The following is a 20,196-nucleotide window of genomic DNA, read 5'->3' on the forward strand; positions in this document are numbered from 1 at the left end:
TAATTAATCGTACGCAAATGACGATTGACTACTATCTTCGTAAAGCTTTTGCTAAATTGGTAAATAAAATTTATCCAGTAGCATAGACGGCTACTGTATTTTCTTAAGACAAAACGAGCATTTTATATGGCGAACGATATTAAACACTTGCGTAATATTGCAATTATTGCCCACGTTGACCACGGTAAAACTACTTTGGTTGATAAGTTATTACATCAATCAGGTACTTTTGGCGATCGTGCTAATATTGCCGAACGTGCGATGGACTCTGGTGATATTGAGCAAGAACGTGGCATCACCATTTTAGCTAAAAACACAGCGATCAGATGGACAGATAACTCTGATGATACTGAATATCGTATTAACATTGTCGACACCCCAGGTCACGCCGACTTTGGCGGGGAAGTTGAGCGCGTCATGTCGATGGTCGATTGTGTATTGTTAGTCGTTGACGCTGTTGACGGCCCTATGCCGCAAACTCGCTTCGTCACACAAAAGGCGTTTGAACAAGGCCTGAAACCTATTGTCGTTATCAATAAAATTGACCGTCCTGGCTCACGCCCTGATTGGGTTATGGACCAGATCTTTGATCTTTTTGATAACCTTGGCGCAACTGATGAGCAGTTGGATTTCCCGGTGGTATATGCCTCAGCGTTAAACGGTATTGCTGGTCTGGATGCTGATGATCTGGCTGAAGATATGACGCCGTTGTTTAAAACCATCGTTGATGTAGTACAGCCGCCACAAGTGGATGCTGACGCACCATTTCGTATGCAAATATCTAGCCTTGATTACAACAGCTTCGTAGGTGTTATCGGTATTGGCCGTATTCAACGTGGTAAAGTGTCTACCAATACTCAAGTTACAGTCATTGATAAAAACGGTAACACGCGTAATGGTCGTATTCTTAAAATCATGGGTTATCATGGCCTCGATCGTATTGATGTTGAAGATGCACAGGCTGGTGATATCGTTTGTATCACAGGTATCGATGCGCTTAATATCTCTGATACTATCTGTGATCCAAATCATGTCGAAGCACTACCAGCATTGACTGTGGATGAGCCAACCGTTTCGATGAACTTCCAAGTGAATAACTCACCATTTGCAGGCCGTGATGGTAAGTTTGTGACTTCGCGTAATATCCGTGAGCGTCTAGAGCGTGAACTGATTCATAACGTTGCTCTGCGCGTGGAAGATACTGAATCTCCAGATAAATTCAAAGTCTCTGGTCGTGGTGAACTGCATTTGTCAGTATTGATCGAAAATATGCGCCGTGAAGGGTTTGAGATGGGTGTATCTGGCCCAGAAGTTATCGTCAAAGAAGTCGATGGCAAACTACAAGAGCCTTATGAAAACGTCGTCTTCGATATCGAAGAAGAGCACCAAGGCGCTATCATGGAGCAGGTTGGTCTACGCAAAGGCGAGATGACCAATATGGAGCTTGATGGTAAAGGTCGTATGCGTATTGAAGCGACTATACCTGCTCGCGGTCTAATTGGCTTCCGTTCTGAGTTTTTAACCTTGACTTCAGGCTCGGGTATCATGACCTCAAGCTTCTCGCATTATGGTCCACAAAAGATCGGTGATGTCGGTGGTCGTACTAACGGTGTGTTGGTTTCAATGGCTAATGGTACCTGTTTAGGCTTCGCTCTGTTTAATCTACAAAAGCGTGGTAAGTTATTTGCAGAGCCTCAGCTTGAAGTTTATGAAGGCATGATCGTCGGTCTAAACTCGCGTAATGATGATATGGCTGTGAACCCTACGACAGCTAAGCAGCTGACTAACGTTCGTGCTAGTGGTACGGATGAGGCTTTGACCTTGACGCCAGCGGTTAAGTTCACCCTTGAGCAAGCGCTTGAATTTATTCAAGATGATGAGTTGGTCGAGGTGACACCAAAAGCTATCCGTATCCGTAAGCGTTATTTGACGGAAAGTGAGCGTAAGCGTCACGGTCGTAAGAAGAACGCATAAACCTTGATTTGACTTAGTGTCACAATGCAAAAAGGCTAACCTCGTGTTAGCCTTTTTTTATGTCAAAAATTTATAATAGATAAGAGTAGTCAGCGAATAATAATTAACTGTGCATTGAGCTTGCAACGCTACTATTATTAAGGTATTGCTATTACTAACGTATTAACGCTACTAAGGAGTTACTACGACGTAGTCGTTAGTATTAATCAAGATCTCGGAGGGCTGATCGACTACGATGCGCACTGTATTATCATCGACTGCTTGCGACTTGTAGTAGTTATCCTCGGCGACGGTACAGCCCAAACAGCGGCTCATCGCTTCCCAAGGCTCCACAAATAGTTTTTGCTGCGACTGATCCGCATTACCACCGACGACGGCGAAAGGCAGGCTAACTAAATAGGCGGCTGTACCAGTAACGGCGGCGACTAATTGCAACGGCTTACCTACTACCGTATCGACTACCATAGTGTCATATGAAGGACCAAAATCTGTCTCGTCAATCTCGATTGCCGCTGAGGCTGGATTCATAGTGATAACTACAAGGCTGATACTAGTAAGAACGGTTAAAAGCTTGGACTTAACAGCATGTTGAAAGCGAGTTTTGACAGTCATGATGTCATCCTAAAATAAGGGTGGAAGATAGAGGCTAAGACTATTGCTAAACGTTAGTATTATTGAGCACAACTACTATTAAACATAGCTACTATTAAACCAAGATGTTGGGCGATTAGCAATATAAATCCATGCGCTCCACCTTTAGCTTTATCATTAACGGCTTAATGAATCACTTTTGTCTTGACTACTTTCTATAAAGCTTTAGTGAGTCATGTAGCTAACGATTTGGCTTTGGTAGCGGTTGACACTCAGGGCAGAAGACACTCGCGCGCCCATTGAGCTTGATATTATCCAGAGTAGCGGCGCAGTTCGGACAATCTTCGCCTTGTCGCCCATAAACATTTAGGGTTTGTTGAAAGTAGCCTGTTTGGCCACTAGCTACCGTGAAATCGCGTAGAGTAGAGCCGCCAAGCGTAATGGCTTTATCTAAAATTGCTTTAATATGTTCAACCAGTAGCGCTATCTGCTCATAAGATAAGCTGTTAGCAGGAGTAGCGGGGTGAATCGCCGATAAGAAAAGGCTTTCGGCAGCATAAATATTACCGACGCCCACTACGACTTGCTGCTCCATAATGACTGATTTAATCGGTCGCGTGATAGGTTTTTTGTTCGTTATCTTTTTCTTATCTATGTCATTTTTACTGGCACTGTTATCACTATTGCTGCGTTGAATGACCTGATATAGATAGTCGGTATTAAAATCATCAGATAGCGGCTCAAGCCCGAGGTGATCGAGTAGTTTGGTTTTATAATCGGTATACCAAAGTACCGCGCCAAAACGTCTTGGGTCGTGATAATGTAATTGACTAAGGGTATTGTCTTCATCACTAAAGGTGAGTATCAAATGGTCGTGCTTACGTTTTTCAGTACCATAAGCGTGCTGCTGCAAACTCCCTGACATGCCTAAATGAATAATCAGCTTACGGCTATCGCTATTTGACTCCGTACTTTGTGATAACTGCGCTGATGGTACAAAGCTTAAAATCAAGTATTTTGCACGGCGCTCAACATTCTGTAAGCGGTAACTGGCCAAGGATTGCAAGTCATCAGGCATCTGCCAGCGCAGTTTAGGCTGGAACACTTGTACTGTCTCTACAGTCTTATTAAGTAAAGGCGCAAGACTAGTCTTGGTCGTTTCGACTTCGGGTAATTCAGGCATAAGCGTTTATATCATGACCTTTAAAGGAATGGTTTTGAGTAATTATCAGTGCTAAAGCAGTGCTGTATTAAGGCGCAACCGCTCGGCGTGCGTGCAATATGCCAGGCTGCTGTTCAAGTTTGGCTAACAGTTTAGATAAATGCGCCAATCCTGCTACCTCAACATGGAACTTCAAAAAAGCAATATTATCATCGTTACTTGTGGTGTCCACTTGACGGATATTGACGCTTTCTTTATCGATGACTTGAGTCAAGTCGCGTAGTAAGCCACGGCGATCATACGCCTCGATGTGAATGTCTACAGGCTGATAACGCCCGGATTTTGCTCTCCAAGCTGCACTAACAGCGCGCTCAGGATCGCGCTCTATTAGACGTTCATATTCAGGACAGCCACGATTATGAATGCTGACGCCGCGTGATAAGGTGATATATCCTGAGATAGGTTCCCCTTGTATCGGATGACAGCAGCCTGCCAAATTGATCTCGATATTATCCAAACCTTCTATATAAATCTTATAGGCATCCGCTTTGCCCGTGGTTTTTGGGTCGATAGTAGGAGTGAACTCAGCTTTTTGCTTTTCAGGCTCTAAATGTAGCTGCCTGGAGATATGTCCTGTCAGCTGATTCAGACCAATCTCACCGGTGACTAAGCCGACGATAATATCGTCAGGAGTATTGACATGAAAAAACTGAGTGTAGTCATTCAGATCGATACTGTTTGGATGCACCGATAAGCGCTCAAGCTCACGGCTGAGCATATGTCGACCAATCTCAAGGTTTTTATCGCGGTCTTGCTTATTAAACCATTGACGCAGCTTGGAGCGGGCACGGCTAGTATGAATATAACCCAAAGAAGCAACTAGCCAGTCGCGATTAGGCTCGCGCGAAGCTTTGGTAATAATCTCCACTTGCTCACCGGTTTTGAGCTGATAGGTGAGGGGCACATAACGCTGATTGACCCGAGCCGCTTGCGCGCGATTACCGACTTGAGTATGCACATAATAAGCAAAATCAAGCACAGTGGCATTTTTAGGCAGCTCTATAATGTCGCCATCACGGCTAAAGACGTAGATGCGCTCAAGCTCATCAAAATCAATGGCTTGTTCATCTTCATCAAAGTCATTTAGATCATACTCTACGTCGCTCTCATTATCGCCTTGAGCTTGATTACGCGCTTCGTTATTGATGGATAATAGCTGACGTAGCGAGCTAATTTTTTGGTTGAGATAGTTGTCCTTTTTATTCTTCAGCCCTTCTTTGTAGTTAACGTGCGCGCACATGCCAAGCTCAGCTTCAAAATGCATCTCATTAGTACGAATCTGTATCTCAAGCGATTTATTCTCTGCGATGACAGCGGTATGTAGGGAGCGATAACCATTGGGCTTAGGGTTGGTAATATAGTCATCAAACTGCTCAGGGATATAACGCCACAAGCCGTGTACTAAGCCTAAGACGTGGTAGCAATCTGCAGGGTTTTGGACTAAGACACGCAGCGCACGAATATCATAGAGCTGATCAAAAGATAAGCTTTTGAGCTTCATTTTACGATAAATAGAATAGATGTGTTTGACCCGACCTGAAACCTCGCCTACGATATCAGCATCGATGAGTGCTTGATTAAGCTTGCTCTCTACCCGCTGAATATAAGCTTCGCGCTCGCTACGTTTCTCAGATAATAGCTTGGCAATTTCTTTATAGCGATCAGGGGCAAGATAACGAAACGCTAAGTCTTCAAGCTCCCACTTAAGCTGAGCAATCCCTAATCGATGCGAGAGCGGCGCATAAATCGTCATGACTTCACGAGCCACGCGTTGTTGGCGCTCAGCGCTAGAAAAAGAGAGCTCACGCATTGCAAAGGTACGCTCAGCAAGCTTAATCAGCACTACTCGCACATCGTTAGTGACCGAGATCAGCATGCTATAGATATTAGAGAGCTGGTCGCGCTGTTTATTAATAAAGTGGTCTTCTAAGCGTTTGTTATTTTCAATAATAGCGGACAGCTTACCCATCGCTAATGTATCTTTGACTAACATGCGAATATCAGCGCCAAAATTTTGCTCAATCTCAGCCAGCGAAATCAGAGATTTACGCGCGCTTCGATAGAGCATCGCAGCGACTAATGCGTCTTCGTCCTGATAGAGATAAGTGAGAATATCACTCATACCGATGCCAGTGACATAAGCTCCTGAGCGCTCAGACTCACTGGTATTCATACGGCTGCGAATAAACTCACAAGCTGCCGCCAAATTGGGAACTGAGTCTTGGCCGATACGTTCGGCGACATTATCTAGCCACGCCGGTACATCAATGTTGGCTTGGTCTAAATCTGGAAAATCTGTCGGAGTGTAGGAGTCCGCAGCGTAATCAGCTAGTTTTGGGTCGTGAGTATGATAAGCAAGCGCGGCTGAGCGATCAAATGTGGTATGCAGCTTATGAGTAGTCAGTTGCTGCTTGATATCGAAAGGAATTTGCGCATAGCTATTAGCAGACTGGTGAGAGCGTTGGTTGGCAACCAATTGCGCCGCCAAGCTCGCACTATCTTCTTGGGTAGTTTGACCATCTACTAAGGGCAATCCTTCTCTAATCTTGACCACAGCTGGCTCCTTTTAGCTATTAAAGATTGTTGACAGCGATATTGGTAATCCATCATAAAAATGATCATCAATACCTATAAAACTTAAGCCAAGACAGCCGCCAAAGTAGCAGCTATTATAAAGCGGTGAGTCATCCTAGTTTGTGCTATGACGCTTTAGTTATAAGCTCAAGTAATAACTTTTATAAAAATACTAAAAAATCAAACTATAAGGCTTAGGGCTGCCAAACTCTTTTATTCAAGTTACTAGCATTTAGTTAAGTGGCAGTTAAAGCAAATCATTAAAGAGTGCTTTAATATAGACTAAATGATAATTAAATAAATAGCTGTTGCAAAACCTTAGCAATTTTATGATAGCTGTCACGACTATTATCGCAGTTTGCTGCTATAACTCAAGTTGAGCTCTGTAATATTGCTACTCGTAAACATAATCTTTACGCCATAGAATATAACCCGGGCGCTTTAATAGACTTAGCAAAACAAGTGATTACGCAGATACTTTTTCAAACCTAGCAATCGATTCCACATGACCGGTGTGACAGAACATATCCATAACCCCTGCATGAGTCAGTCGATACCCTTGCTCAAGCAATGCCTTAGTATCGCGGGCAAGCGTCGCCGGATTACAGGAGACATAAACGATGCGCTGGGCATTGAACTTAGGTAGATACTGCATAATCTCCCAAGCGCCTGAACGCGGCGGATCGATAAGCAGCGCATCAAAGCCTTGGTTGGCCCATGGCTCAGTTGTGCAATCTTGGGTCAAGTCTTGACTATAAAACTCCGTGTTATCAAGACCGTTGCGCTTGGCATTAGTAGCGGCTCGTAAAGTCATCTCCGCGCTGCCTTCCACGCCAATCACCAAGCCTGTCTCGCCGACCAAACGCGCTAATGGTAAGCTAAAATTACCTAAGCCACTAAACAGATCTAGCACGCGCTCGCCAGCTTTGAGCTCTAATAGATCACAAGCCAGCTTCGTCATTTTTCTGTTTACCGATAGATTGACTTGGGTAAAATCGGTCGGAATAAACTCATAAGTTAAGTCATATTCAGGCAACTGGTAATATAAATGGCCAAACTGCTCGCTCATATCGTCATCTGGGGTTAAAGCGATACGCTGAATGCTATCGACGCCTTTAGATTGTAGATATAACTGCCAATTGCGCGCGGCAAAAAAGGCTTTTAGCTTATCGATATCGGCATCTGATAAGGGCTCTAGATGACGGACAATCAGTGCTACCGGCTGTGTACCATCGGGTAGCTCAGGAATATACTCACCCATCGCCAGCTCAAGCTGGGCAATCTTGTCACGGCTTTCGAGCGTACTGATTAGCGTCTTTAAATTCTCAATCTCAAAACCGATACGTGGATCTAAAATATGACACTCGTTTAGCTCGGCCAAAAAGTTACTTGAACGCTCACGGAAGCCGACTAGCGCGGTTTCTTTTTTGGCGACATAGCGCACGCCAAGACGAGCCTTCGTACGATATCCTAATCTATCGCCAACCACCGGCTCTAACCACTGCTCCGGCTGCACATCAGCTTGATGCTCGAGCATCTCAGCCAGCACGGACTGTTTAAAGCTGATCTGGCTATCTGGTTGCCAATGCTGCAAGTTACAGCCGCCGCAGACGCCAAAGTGCGGGCAAGGTGGCACTGCGCGTTCTGGATTGGGGTTGGCAGTAACCTCTATAGCATCGCCTTCCTCAAAGCTGGCTCGGCTATTGGTCAGCTTGACTAAGGCGCTCTCTCCTGGCAAAGCAAAGCTGACAAAGACTTTTTTGCCATGCTTATCTTCAAGGTGACCCTTATCTGCGCCAAAGCCATTACCATAGATGGCTACACCGCGACCATCATGAGAAAGACCGTCGATAGTAAAAGGTACTGGCGGTGCATCTTTTAAGCGCCGACGAGTCTTTGAGGACGGTTTCGATTTCTTTTTATTAGGCGGGGTGATAATCGCCTTGCTGTCTCTTTTATTAGAGCGAGTCTGAGCAGTAGCATCACTGCTATTAACATTGTTCTTAGTGTTTTGATCGTCGGTGGGCTGCATAAACCTGCCTTAGCAATAAATGATAAAAATAAGTAAAAATTGAAAATGGGTGTACTGGGTTAATAAATATGAGACTAATAAATACGGCCGATAGCTGATATCTTAGCTAGCATCACTTTTACTTAGCGTCACTAAGAAGGTAATGACCACTCATCAAGAAAGCTTTGATGACGCATGCGCCCATCGGCTTGCGTAAAGCCGGTCAGATAATCGCGGCTTTGCTGTTGCCACTCTATAAACCCTGTGGATGAGAGCTGTCCAGTCAAGCGCAGCCAACGCAAGTATATCAGCCAAGTGTTCATCACATCGGACTCGCAATATATCGATAGCGTCTGCCATTCCTCATTACTGACCAGCTCCCCAACCATACTACCATCGACATCCGTCTTGCCCGGCAGACCGTAGAGACTAGCGACCACATCCATCGCTTCACGTCGAGAGGCGCCATACTGACTAAACCGATCCATCAGATCCAAATGCCGAGTTTGGAAGCGATTGACATAATTGTTGAAGCGCATGTTTTTGATACGCTCGCCCTCTTCAAATAACCAAGGCGCTGAGAGGTCATATTGCATAGCCCGATAAATAAGCACAGGAATATCAAAACCTGAGCCATTCCAGCTGATCAGCTGTGGTAGCTTTTCTAAATCGCTAAAGGCGCGGAAAAACTTTGCTAGTATCTCTTTCTCACTGAAACTATCCGCTGTTAAGGAAAATAAAGAGAATTGACCGTCTTTGATATATAAAGCGGAGATACAGACGATACGCTGTAAGGGCAGGCGCATAAAATCATGCCCGGCTTCTTGGGTGCGAATAGCCGTCAGCGCACTTAAAGTATCAGCATCGTTGAGACTCGCCAATTGTGGATAGATACGACGGGCCGCCTCAGTATCAGCGATGGTTTCGATATCGAATACTAAGACGGGATTAGCGGGTAGGGCTTGGCTCATAAATAGTCCTGATGGCACTTATAATTGCGCTTAGCGCTATAATTGGTCGGCTATAACAGGCGATGCTATAAACACTCTTAAGCTGAAGCACTATCATCAGCATCATTAACGTTATATAACCCAGTTGATAAATATCGATCGCCGCGGTCGCAAACGATAAAGGCTATCACCGCATCCGGATTGGCTTTGGCAACTTGCACAGCAGCCCAAGCTGCAGCTCCTGAGGACACACCAGCAAAGATGCCCTCGAGCTTGGCAAGCTTACGCATATAGACTTCAGCGATTTTTTGATCGACATCCATAACCTCATCGACCAAGTCAGCATTATAGATGCCCGGCATATAAGCAGCTGGCCAACGACGAATACCAGCGATAGACGCTTCTTCATCTGGCTGTAGACCGATGATTTGGATATCAGGATTTTGCTCTTTTAGATATTGACTGACGCCAGTGATGGTGCCGGTGGTACCCATAGAGCTAATAAAGTGGGTAATTTTACCGCCCGTTTGCTGCCATAATTCAGGGCCAGTCGTGAGATAATGCGCTTGACTGTTATCCGGGTTGTTGAACTGGTCTAGCACTATACCTTTGCCATCAGCTTGCATTTGTAAAGCCATATCGCGTGCCGCTTCCATACCTTCATCGACTTCAATCAACACAGCGCCGTAGGCCGCCATGGCGTCTTTACGCTCTTGGGTTGAATTGGTAGGCATCAATAGAGTAATCGGATAGCCGCGCATAGCCGCAACCATCGCCAAGGCAATGCCAGTATTGCCGCTAGTGGCTTCGATGAGCATATCACCAGGCTTTATGTCGCCGCGCTGTTCTGCTTGATAGATCATATTAAAGGCAGGGCGGTCTTTTACCGAGCCTGCTGGGTTATTGCCTTCAAGCTTGGCAAGCAGTTGAGTGCTGTCAGTCACCTCTTCTTGCGCAGGTAAACGCTGCAACCTGACCAGCGGTGTCTGACCCACGCAATCGGCAAGCTGTGTGACTTGAGTAATAAAATTAGCATTGGCGGTAGACGACATGGGGCATCCTATTATAATAAAAGTTAATGTTGCAATGAGCGCTATTTTGAAGTGTTTTAGCTCATATTATTGGCTAGTGTGAAGGCAAAGGTATAGTGAATAATGAGCTTGCTACTGGCTATGGCTAATCGCCAAAACGCTATAGCAAAGCTAATAAAATGTAGCGTGAATAAAAACTGGTCTTATTATATCATTTTGTTTTTGGCTACGCTTAGCGCATCATTAATTACTTGTGACCAAATGAGAATTAAGGGGCAAATTAAGGAGCAGGAGGATTGATTCACAGAGACGCTAAGAATACTGCTAAAATGGAATTTATTATCGCAATTGTCCTAGCAATCATTCGATCCATTCCTTTGAAGTGACCTATAGAGTCGTTGGAGTTTATTTTTAGCATGGCATATAAAAAACGCTTTGATACGAGTAGCGCTTACGGTCAGTTGATCCTACTGGTGTTTTTACCCATATGCATCCTAGCCGCAGTCGGCGGCATATTGGTATTTTATGAGACCATGCGCGCCTCTAACTCTGAGCAGCAAGCCTTAGCTGAGGCGGTGCTCATTCGCTATAAGCCGACTATCGCTGAGATTGCGCCAAAGTTACTGGAGCAGCCTCAGGGTTTAGCGGCTACGCAGACCAACTCGCTAGAAACTCAAACAACGCTCGCTGCCATACAAGAAAAGCTGAGCAATATACAGTCAGAGCAGCATGTGCAGCGTATCGCTATTATCGATGAGAGTAATCAAGTCTTAGCAAGTGTCGGTTACGGCGTAGAAGAACAGTGGCCGCAGATTAATCCTGCCAAGAGCGTTATGATGCAGCAGCCTACCGCCATAGGCACCGCTTATGGATTACCTCTAAGTGATTCTGCCGATCAAAGGCTGTGGCTGCTCATTGATATGGATAATGAGCCGTTATATTTGGCGCGTTACCGTATCGCTATGGCCTTAGCAATTACTGGTTTACTTACTATTTTGATATTACTGCTTAGCCTCAATATCTATGCCAAGCGCTGGATAGCCCCTATTTATGAGCTGCGGCTACAGCTACAGCGTACTACCGTTGATAATTTATATAAGCCTATCTTGACCGAGTCTAACGGCGAGCTAAATTTGCTACAGCAAGATCTAGTCAGAACCTTGCGCCGCTTACATAGCAGCTTTCAGGAACTAAGAAACCACGCCGAACAGACCGAAGATGATTTGCGCCTAGCCTTTGATGAGATGGAAATGCAAAACATCTCGATTCGTAATGCCCGTGACGCTGCCATATCCACCAGTCAAGCCAAGTCGGCATTTTTGGCAAATATCAGCCATGAGCTGCGCACCCCGCTCAACAGTATTGACGGCTTTATTAATCTACTTGCTCGTCATGGCGAGCTTAATACTGAGCAAGATCTATATGTGCAGACTATTCGCAAGTCCTCGGCGCATCTATTGGCGCTGGTCAACGACGTGCTTGATTTCTCCAAAATAGAAGCAGGTAAGCTGGTGCTTGATCGTCACGAGTTTGATCTCTACAGCACTATTTATGATGTGGTCGATATGTTGTCTCCTGTCGCCGCTGAAAAAGGCTTGCGGATGGCGGTATTGTTCTATAATGATGTGCCTATGCAGATCGTAGGGGACGCTCTAAGACTCAAGCAAGTACTGACCAATATAGTAGGTAATGCCATTAAGTTTACTGATAATGGCGATGTGGTCGTGCGCGTCAGCTTGGACGACTATCAAGATAACTACCTAATGATTAGTGTGCAAGATAGTGGTAAAGGTATCTCAGAGGCCGACCAAAATATGCTGTTCCAAAGCTTTAGCCAAGGTGACCCTTCTATCACTCGGCAGTATGGTGGTACTGGACTTGGGCTTGTTATCTCAAAACAGCTGACTCGGCTGATGGGCGGTGACATTGGTTTTTATGATAATGCACAAGAAAATATCGCTAATAAGGGCGCGACTTTTTGGTTTAGAATGCCAACCCACGTTGATGTGTTAGAAGCGGCAAGCGGAAACACCATTTCGCTACCTATGCTTGCACCGCTAGCGGGAGCGGGCGACGAGTTTCATATGCTGGTGTGGATCAATCATACCGCATCCCTACAAGTGCTCAAAGCCAGCCTACAGAATCTTCCTATCAAGCTGACTCAAGCCAACTCCTTGCCAGGGGTGCTTGAATCGCTAAAAGAGCAAGATAACTATTGGGATTGGGTGATCGTTGATAACGATAACCAAGATGATATGATGGCGCTACTCAAGCAAATCAGGCTACATTATCAAGGTAAGCTGGCGGTATTTGGCTACCAAGTGGCGGCTGATCAAGCCCTGCTAAATCGCTATCATGCCGATATCTTGTATGAGCCATTGGATAAGCGTCAGCTCTACGCTATTTTAGACACTCAAAATAAAAAAGCGTTAGTACAAGTGCAAGAGCCGCGCTGGCAGGGAATCACGGTACTCGCTGTCGATGACCATCTGCCTAACCTTTTGGTATTGGACGCGCTTTTAAGCGAGCTTGGTATCCATGTCATCACTGCCAATAGTGGCTTTGAAGCGATAGAGCTGATCAGTAAACAGCAGGCTAGGCAAGCCAAAGCCAATAACAAAAGTGCCACTCAAAGCTTATCGAGTAAGACTCAGCGCTCAAAAGCAGAAGCGCGCGAGCAGCTCAGTAATGCGCCATCTTTATTGAAGCCAAGCACTGAAAAAACCACAACAGAAAAAGCAACGACCACTCATCATGACATCGATCTGATATTTATGGATATCCAAATGCCGCGAATGTCAGGAAGAGAGGCTACCGAACAGATCCGAAAAATAGAAGCAGCAGACAGTCATATTCCTATTATCGCGCTGACGGCTCACGGCCTATCTGATGAGCGCGACCGCCTTATTGCTAGTGGTATAGATGATTATGTCGGTAAGCCTATTAGCCAGCCGCAGTTACTACAAGTGCTACAAAAATGGCTAGGGCGCGCCGCAACCAAGCATATGGCGACGAGTACTCAGCTGGCGCACACTAATATAGAGGATTCGAGTTTGGCCGATTTGAGTGCCAATAATGCCAATGACACTCAGTTAAAGGTAAGCGATCAAGACAATAATGAGGGTAAACAAACCCAGCTACACCCCAAGAAAAACAATAAAAAAATGCTGCGTCCGCTATCGCTAAAGAAAATTCGCGATAATTATCTGCGTGATAATGTACACGATACGCTACGTGACAACCTACCGGATACTCAGGCAGCTCAAGGCTATGGACGTAATAGCACTCAAGCTCGTTATAACTATCTCGATCAAAGAAAACTATCACAAAGTCCTTTAGAGCCTGATGTTCATTTGCAACCAAATCAAAGCTATGCAACGGATCGGCAGCTACTACCTCTAGAGCAGCCCTCTACGACAAACGCCACTGTCAGATCTGATATTTTGGACTGGCAAGATGCATTGACCCGTTCAGCGAATAAGCCAGATCTGGCAGCGAAGCTTATCATCATGATGCTCGATACTATCGCTGATGAAAAAGAAGCGCTCGCTCAAGCTTGGCAAGCAAAAGATCGTCATATACTTGCGCAGATTGCTCACCGTATCCTAGGAGCTAGTCGCTATACTGGCGTCCCGCAGCTGCGTCTTGCCAGTCAAAACCTAGAAGATAAGTGCTTGTTAAACGTACAACATACCACTCCTGCACAGTTTGCCATGCTACAGCCTTATTATGAAGACTTAATGACCGCGCTCAATAATCTACAAAAGCTAGATTTATCGCCTTATTCTGAGCTCAATTATCACCGTCTAAGCGAAAACGATATGAACTGGAAGATGATTTGAATGGATAGTCAGTTATTGCTAGGGTAGCTTTGAGATAACACTGCTATGATTAAAATTCATTTTAACTTTCACTTTAAGGTTCACTTTGTCGACCACTATTTAAGGGACTAACATGCACGCCATCGCCGCTTATGAATACCAAACGCTACAAGTCAGTGTCAGTCAAAACATAGCCACTGTCACTTTGAGTCGCCCGCAGAAAAAAAACGCTCTGAGCTTTCAGATGGTGGATGAGCTCATTCGTGTTGCAGGCCATATTAGCAAAGACAAAAGCTTACGAGCGGTAATATTAAAGGGTAGCGAAGGTGCTTTTTGCGCCGGTATCGACCTAGGGGATTTGAATAATCCAAAAAACCAGCTATATGCGATGTGGGAGCTGATTAAGCCGAAACAAAGCCTGTTTCAGCGTGTCTGTTTGGTATGGCGTGATCTGCCTGTCCCAGTGATTGCAGTACTAGAAGGCCACTGCATCGGTGCTGGCATGCAACTGGCACTGGCTTGTGATGTACGCATCAGCCACCCTGATTGTAAGCTATCGATTATGGAGGCAAAATGGGGTTTAGTACCGGATATGGGCTTGACTCAGTCCGCGCTTGGTGTCGTGCGTGAAGACGTACTCAAAGAGATGGCGATGACGGCGCGTATCGTGGATGCTACTGAAGGTAAAGAGCTGGGCCTAGTCAGTCATTGTACTGAGACGCCTCTTGAGCACGCGCAAAAGCTAGCCGAAGAGCTAGTAGAGCGCTCCCCTGATGCGGTGCTGGCAAGCAAACGTGTTATCAATGCCATGCATCACCAGCCAGCACTAGTGCTGTATAAAGAAAAAATGTGGCAAATGAAGCTGATGCTTGGTCGTAATCGCAAACTTGCGCTTAGAAAAGCCAAACAAGCGAGCACGGTGTTCGCTAAACGTCAATTCCGCTAACCGTTTAGGCCCGTAGCTAAGAAAATAGCTTAGCGTGAAACGAATAGAGGTTTTCTTAGAGTGCTGTGTCTACGCTGACAGAGGCTGCGTAACATTCATCCTAATTCCGCTGTATTCTTTTTATACTGAGCTTACTATCGTAATGATTATATGATCGGTATACTTTAAGCGTTATCACTCCATTGAAAAAGCAGCAGACAGTCCGATATAGGATTGTCTGCTGCTTTGTTTGCGTAGTAGTGTTTACTGGTAAATACTATCCTTAACCTTATAAACCTGTCTTTCACACCATAATCATAAACGGTACGTACTATGTCTGCTCCAAAACCCAATGTCACAAATGACAAAAAGGCTGCTCGTCAAAAAGCCGCCGCCACTAGAGTACGCTCATCAGAGCTACCGGTAGCTTGGATTATGATGCTAGGGCTTATTGTGGCGATAGGGCCGTTATCTATTGATATGTACTTGCCTGCACTGCCTGCTATGGCAGATGACTTTGGTGTATCGACCGCTTTTATGGCCAACTCCGTACCGGCATATTTTGTTGGTTTGGTTTTTGGTCAGCTGATCTATGGGCCACTGAGTGATCGCGTCGGCCGCGTCAAGCCGCTTTATTTTGGCATGGCGCTCTACGTTGTCGCATCCATAGTTTGTGCTACGACAAGCAGTGAATATGTCTTATTTGCAGGCCGTACTGTGCAAGCGCTTGGCGCTTGTGTTGGCGCTGTAGTGACGCGAGCGGCAATTCGTGACAGGCTGACAGCGAAGCAAACCGCAAAGGCTTTTTCTATCATGATATTAGTGATGGGTCTGGCACCAATTTTAGCGCCTTCGCTTGGCGCTTTATTCCTACAGTTTTTTGATTGGCATTCTATTTTTTGGTTCTTGGCTGCTTTTGGCATGCTCAATCTACTACTCACCAAGTTCTTCTTCTTTGAGACCTTAAGCGAAGAAAATCGCAATGCTCGCCCAGCCAAAGAAGTGCTGAGTCAATATTGGGACTTACTAAAAGATCCAAGGTTCAACTATCCTGCGATAGGCGGCGGCTTATTGATGGGCGCGATGTTCGTCTATATCAGCTCAGCTTCCGAGCTTATCATGGATACTTATGGCGTATCGGCGACTCATTTTGGCTGGCTCTTTGGTATGAACGCGGCAGGTTTTGTGGGCTTGACTCAGCTAAACCAGTGGCTCACTAACCGATTTCGGATTCTAAGTATCCTGCGTTTTGGGACGATGATGCAGGTCATCTCTGCTGCTGCATTATTTATAATCGGGTTGATTTTCGGTACTGATGCTTGGTTGCCGCTGGTGTTAGGATGCATCTTTTTCTGTATTGCAGGACTAGGACTGACCCAGCCGAACGCTTCTGCTATCGCTTTAGCCTTTCAAAAAACCCGTGCGGGTATGGCAAGTGCTATGCAAGGCTCACTGATGTTTTCAGTCGGTATCTTTGGCGGCTTGCTATTAAACTTATTCCCCGTTAACCCCGTATTAAAAATAGGTATCGCGATGTTTTCGCTGATGAGCCTTGGCGCATTCTTGATTTGGCAAATCGATCGCAATCTTAACCTTGATGATGCGGAGTGAGTTTGATAAACGCTTGCTTAGGGCTTTTAGTACATTCTGTAAGCTATAAAAAAAGCGCTATCAATCAAAGCATCAAGCAACAAAGTGCTAGAGCTTACCCTTGCTTTTATGATAAAATACAGCGCAGCTATTTATTGCAGGGCGGTTTTAATATTTTAGTTTAACTGTCCCTCGCAAGTGGCGCATTCTTTAAACCAACCAATGACACACATCTTACGATAAAAGATGACTGGGTGTTTGGCGATTTGATTAATTTGTCTGAGTGCTTTTTTATAATTTTGATTATTTAATAACGCTTTAGCAAATGCGTGTCGCTAGATAGGTCGTTTTTGTAAGATGGAGGCATAACCCAACCAAGGATAATATCATGGCTATAGACAACCCAACTCAAGTATCAATGCGCGACCTTCTACAAGCAGGCGCTCACTTTGGTCACCAAACACGTTTTTGGAACCCAAAAATGGGTCCTTATATTTTCGGTGCTCGTAACAAGATTCACATCATCAACTTAGAGCACACCGTTAAATCATTTAACGAAGCACTAAACTACGTCAACAACCTAGCCGCTAAGAAAAACAAAGTCCTATTCGTAGGTACTAAGCGCGCGGCAAGTGGCGTTATTCGTGAGCAAGCACAGCGTGCTGGCATGCCTTATGTTGACCATCGCTGGCTTGGCGGTATGTTGACTAACTGGAAAACCCTACGCCAGTCAATCAACCGTCTAAAAGATCTTGAGAAGCAAAGCGAAGACGGTACGTTTGCTAAGCTAACTAAGCGTGAAGCGCTAGAGCGTACTCGCGACATGGAAAAACTAGAGCGCTCTTTAGGCGGTATCAAAGACATGGGCGGCTTACCTGACGCTATCTTTGTTGTTGACGTCGATCATGAAGCGATCGCGATCAAAGAAGCCAAAAACCTAGGTATCCCAGTTATCGGTATCGTTGATACCAACTCTAACCCAGATAATGTTGATTACATCATCCCTGCTAACGATGATGCTATCCGTGCCGTGACTCTATATGTCACAGCAGTAGCCGATGCGGTTATCGCGGGTAAAGAATATGCTCAAACGCAAGCAGGCGGTAAAGCTGACCAGCAAGCTCCTGCTGAGCAAGAAGCACCAGCTGAAGCCAATGCTACTGAGCAGCCTGCAGAAGCTCCGGCTACTAAGAATCCAGCGGAAGCACAAGCTGATCTATAAATAGCCCTAAGATATGGCAAGCCTTGATTTATAGTGCTTGGCACCCATATAAAGCTATTAATAGCGTACAAGCTGAGCTTGTAAATATAAGCTCAAACCAGCTCAAAATAGGCATGATGAAGTTTTACTCGTCATGCCTTCTTATTAGTTTATTAATCTGTTATTGACACGTTACTGACTTGCTGGACGAAGATTCAATGTGTTCAGATACGTGCAAATATCTCTCACAGATATATCTTGAGACATATAAGTATCGTGTACCCCATACATATCAATACTCACATACATAATAAAAGGTAACTCTTATGTCAGAAGTAAAAGTATCTGCCAAAATGGTAAAAGAATTGCGCGACCGTACTGGTCTTGGCATGATGGAATGTAAAAAAGCCCTGCAAGAAGCCAATGGTGATGTCGAAGTTGCTATTGACAACCTACGTAAGTCAGGTCAAGCAAAAGCGGCTAAAAAAGCAGGTAATATCGCAGCTGACGGCGCTATTGTCATCGCGCAAAACGATAAGCAAGCCTATCTTTTAGAAGTAAACTGTCAGACTGACTTCGTGGCAAAAGATGATAGCTTCACTGCATTTGCAGAAAAAGTGGCTAATCTTGCGCTCGAAAACAACGTCACTGACGTTGCTGCTATCTCTGAACTACCTTATGGTGATGGCCAGAGCGTTGAAGAAGCTCGCGTTTCTTTAGTACAAAAAATCGGTGAGAACATTCAAATTCGCCGTGTAGAGACTTTAGAAGGCGACAACCTAGCGTCATATCGTCATGGCCTACGCATCGGCGTTGTTGTGTCTTTTGAAGGCGGTAACGAAGAGACGGGTAAAAACCTAGCGATGCATATTGCTGCATTCAACCCAGTAGCAGTTAATGACGAAGACGTGTCTGCTGATGTATTGGCTCGTGAAAAAGATATCATCGAAGCCAAAGCTAAAGAGTCTGGCAAGCCTGACAACATCGTTGAAAAAATGATTGAAGGTGGCCTACGTAAGTACCTAGACGAAGTGACTTTACTACGTCAGCCATACGTCATGGACAATGACAAAAAAGTCGGCGATGTACTAAAAGCTGAGGGCGTAAAAGTACTAGGTTTCAAACGTCTAGAAGTTGGCGAAGGCATTGAGAAAAAACAAGAAGATTTCGCTGCTGAAGTTGCTGCTGCACAAGCGGCTAGCAAGTAAGGTTTGAGTATGTTTTTACTCTAAAGTCAGTAAATACAAAAAAAGCCCATTACTTAAGTAATGGGCTTTTTGCGTTGATATGGGCTATTAGATACTGATACTTATAAACCATAACGATAGACAAGTGCTTAACGTAACGCCTCAAAAGCAGAGTTAACGTAGCTTGCGCTATGAGCATTACTACTCGTACCATAGCTTACTTTTTGTAGACCACTATTGCTATCAGCATTACTAGCAATCATGGCACTACCCACGACGCCAGCATCATTTTTATATAGACTATGATAGCGGCTCATCACCCGTTTGACATAATTGCGCGTCTCTTTAAAGGGCGGAATACCATTATATTTATCGACATTGCCTTCGCCAGCATTATAGCCTGCTACAGCAAACTCCACGTTATTATTAAAGCGCTTCATCAGCCAAGCGATATACTTCGCTGAGCCTTCAATGTTCTCTGCAGGGTTCCAAGCATTACGGACGTTGAAGCGGCGGGCAGTGGCTGGCATAAGCTGCATGAGACCTTGTGCTCCCACTGGTGAGCGAGCATTGGGGTTAAATGCAGATTCAGTATGCATCATCGCTTTCATCAAGCCAGGATCGACGCCATGACGCGCCGCAGAAGCGCGAATGTAGCTATCATAAGCATTACGACTACTGCTCTTACTAGCGGTACTAGTGCCATAGTTATTATAGGTGTTATCGCGATTGCTCTCATGCACCTTGGCATCTTTGTAGTAAGTGACTTTGACTTTTTTGGTAAATTTATCAAAATTACCGCTCGGACTGACATTGGTCAAGAGGACTTGGCCCGCTTGATCCTTATAGATGTACATATTACCAGCGTGTGCCGTCACGGTAACAGCGGATAGGGCGATAGAGGTCAGCAAGATAGATGACCAGCAGCGACTCAATAAAGGGGCAGTATTCGGCATAAGAAAATCACTCTTTATCGGTTAATGACGAAACGATAGCTTCAACAGTAGCTTTAACTATAGCTTCAACAATGGTATCAATAATTGATGTATTAGCCAGACAAAGCATTTATAGCGATTCGCATTATTAGTAAATTCTATAAGGTTACAGTTCTGTAAAGTT

General features: G+C 45.0%; 13 protein-coding genes. 6 read left to right on the forward strand and 7 right to left on the reverse strand.

All coding sequences use genetic code 11. From position 1 onward, the window contains the following. The first annotated feature begins 126 nt into the window (after positions 1–126). Positions 127–1,974, forward strand: coding sequence for a translational GTPase TypA (gene typA, locus W234_RS0108875; RefSeq protein ID WP_025646509.1), 1,848 nt, complete (start codon positions 127–129; stop codon positions 1,972–1,974). Positions 1,975–2,145: 171 nt separating this feature from the next. On the opposite strand, the gene W234_RS0108880 is transcribed toward typA, so the two are convergent. The 6 genes from W234_RS0108880 to cysM form a co-directional block, all read right to left on the reverse strand. Then, complete coding sequence (locus W234_RS0108880) at positions 2,146–2,586, reverse strand: hypothetical protein (RefSeq protein ID WP_025646510.1); 441 nt, start codon at positions 2,584–2,586, stop codon at positions 2,146–2,148. 220 nt (positions 2,587–2,806) lie between these two features. Beyond that, positions 2,807–3,748: a bifunctional DNA-formamidopyrimidine glycosylase/DNA-(apurinic or apyrimidinic site) lyase gene (gene mutM / locus W234_RS0108885; protein ID WP_025646511.1), complete on the reverse strand. Its 942-nt coding sequence runs from the start codon at positions 3,746–3,748 to the stop codon at positions 2,807–2,809. Positions 3,749–3,815: 67 nt separating this feature from the next. Beyond that, on the reverse strand, positions 3,816–6,341 hold the full coding sequence (locus W234_RS0108890) for a RelA/SpoT family protein (RefSeq protein ID WP_025646512.1): 2,526 nt from the start codon (positions 6,339–6,341) through the stop codon (positions 3,816–3,818). Between the two features lie 486 nt (positions 6,342–6,827). After that, complete coding sequence (gene rlmD / locus W234_RS0108895) at positions 6,828–8,393, reverse strand: 23S rRNA (uracil(1939)-C(5))-methyltransferase RlmD (RefSeq protein WP_025646513.1); 1,566 nt, start codon at positions 8,391–8,393, stop codon at positions 6,828–6,830. 131 nt (positions 8,394–8,524) lie between these two features. Then, positions 8,525–9,343: a 3'-5' exonuclease gene (locus W234_RS0108900; protein ID WP_025646514.1), complete on the reverse strand. Its 819-nt coding sequence runs from the start codon at positions 9,341–9,343 to the stop codon at positions 8,525–8,527. A 77-nt stretch (positions 9,344–9,420) separates the two neighbouring features. Beyond that, on the reverse strand, positions 9,421–10,374 hold the full coding sequence (gene cysM / locus W234_RS0108905) for a cysteine synthase CysM (protein ID WP_025646515.1): 954 nt from the start codon (positions 10,372–10,374) through the stop codon (positions 9,421–9,423). Between the two features lie 395 nt (positions 10,375–10,769). On the opposite strand from cysM, the gene W234_RS0108920 reads away from it, so the two are divergent. From W234_RS0108920 to tsf, 5 genes are all read left to right on the forward strand, one after another. Further along, positions 10,770–14,195 (forward strand): ATP-binding protein, encoded by a 3,426-nt coding sequence (locus W234_RS0108920; protein WP_025646516.1) that lies wholly within the window; start codon positions 10,770–10,772, stop codon positions 14,193–14,195. Between the two features lie 112 nt (positions 14,196–14,307). Beyond that, positions 14,308–15,120: a crotonase/enoyl-CoA hydratase family protein gene (locus tag W234_RS0108925; protein ID WP_025646517.1), complete on the forward strand. Its 813-nt coding sequence runs from the start codon at positions 14,308–14,310 to the stop codon at positions 15,118–15,120. Positions 15,121–15,432: 312 nt separating this feature from the next. Further along, a complete protein-coding gene (locus tag W234_RS0108930) occupies positions 15,433–16,710 on the forward strand; it encodes a multidrug effflux MFS transporter (protein WP_025646518.1) in 1,278 nt (425 codons plus the stop codon). Between the two features lie 367 nt (positions 16,711–17,077). Continuing rightward, a complete protein-coding gene (rpsB, locus tag W234_RS0108940) occupies positions 17,078–17,911 on the forward strand; it encodes a 30S ribosomal protein S2 (protein WP_037059466.1) in 834 nt (277 codons plus the stop codon). Between the two features lie 305 nt (positions 17,912–18,216). Beyond that, positions 18,217–19,098, forward strand: coding sequence for a translation elongation factor Ts (tsf, locus tag W234_RS0108945; protein ID WP_025646520.1), 882 nt, complete (start codon positions 18,217–18,219; stop codon positions 19,096–19,098). 128 nt (positions 19,099–19,226) lie between these two features. On the opposite strand, the gene W234_RS0108950 is transcribed toward tsf, so the two are convergent. Further along, positions 19,227–20,033: a lytic transglycosylase domain-containing protein gene (locus tag W234_RS0108950; RefSeq protein ID WP_025646521.1), complete on the reverse strand. Its 807-nt coding sequence runs from the start codon at positions 20,031–20,033 to the stop codon at positions 19,227–19,229. Positions 20,034–20,196: the final 163 nt, after the last annotated feature.

Source organism: Psychrobacter sp. TB15, assembly GCF_000511655.1.
GTDB lineage: Bacteria > Pseudomonadota > Gammaproteobacteria > Pseudomonadales > Moraxellaceae > Psychrobacter > Psychrobacter submarinus.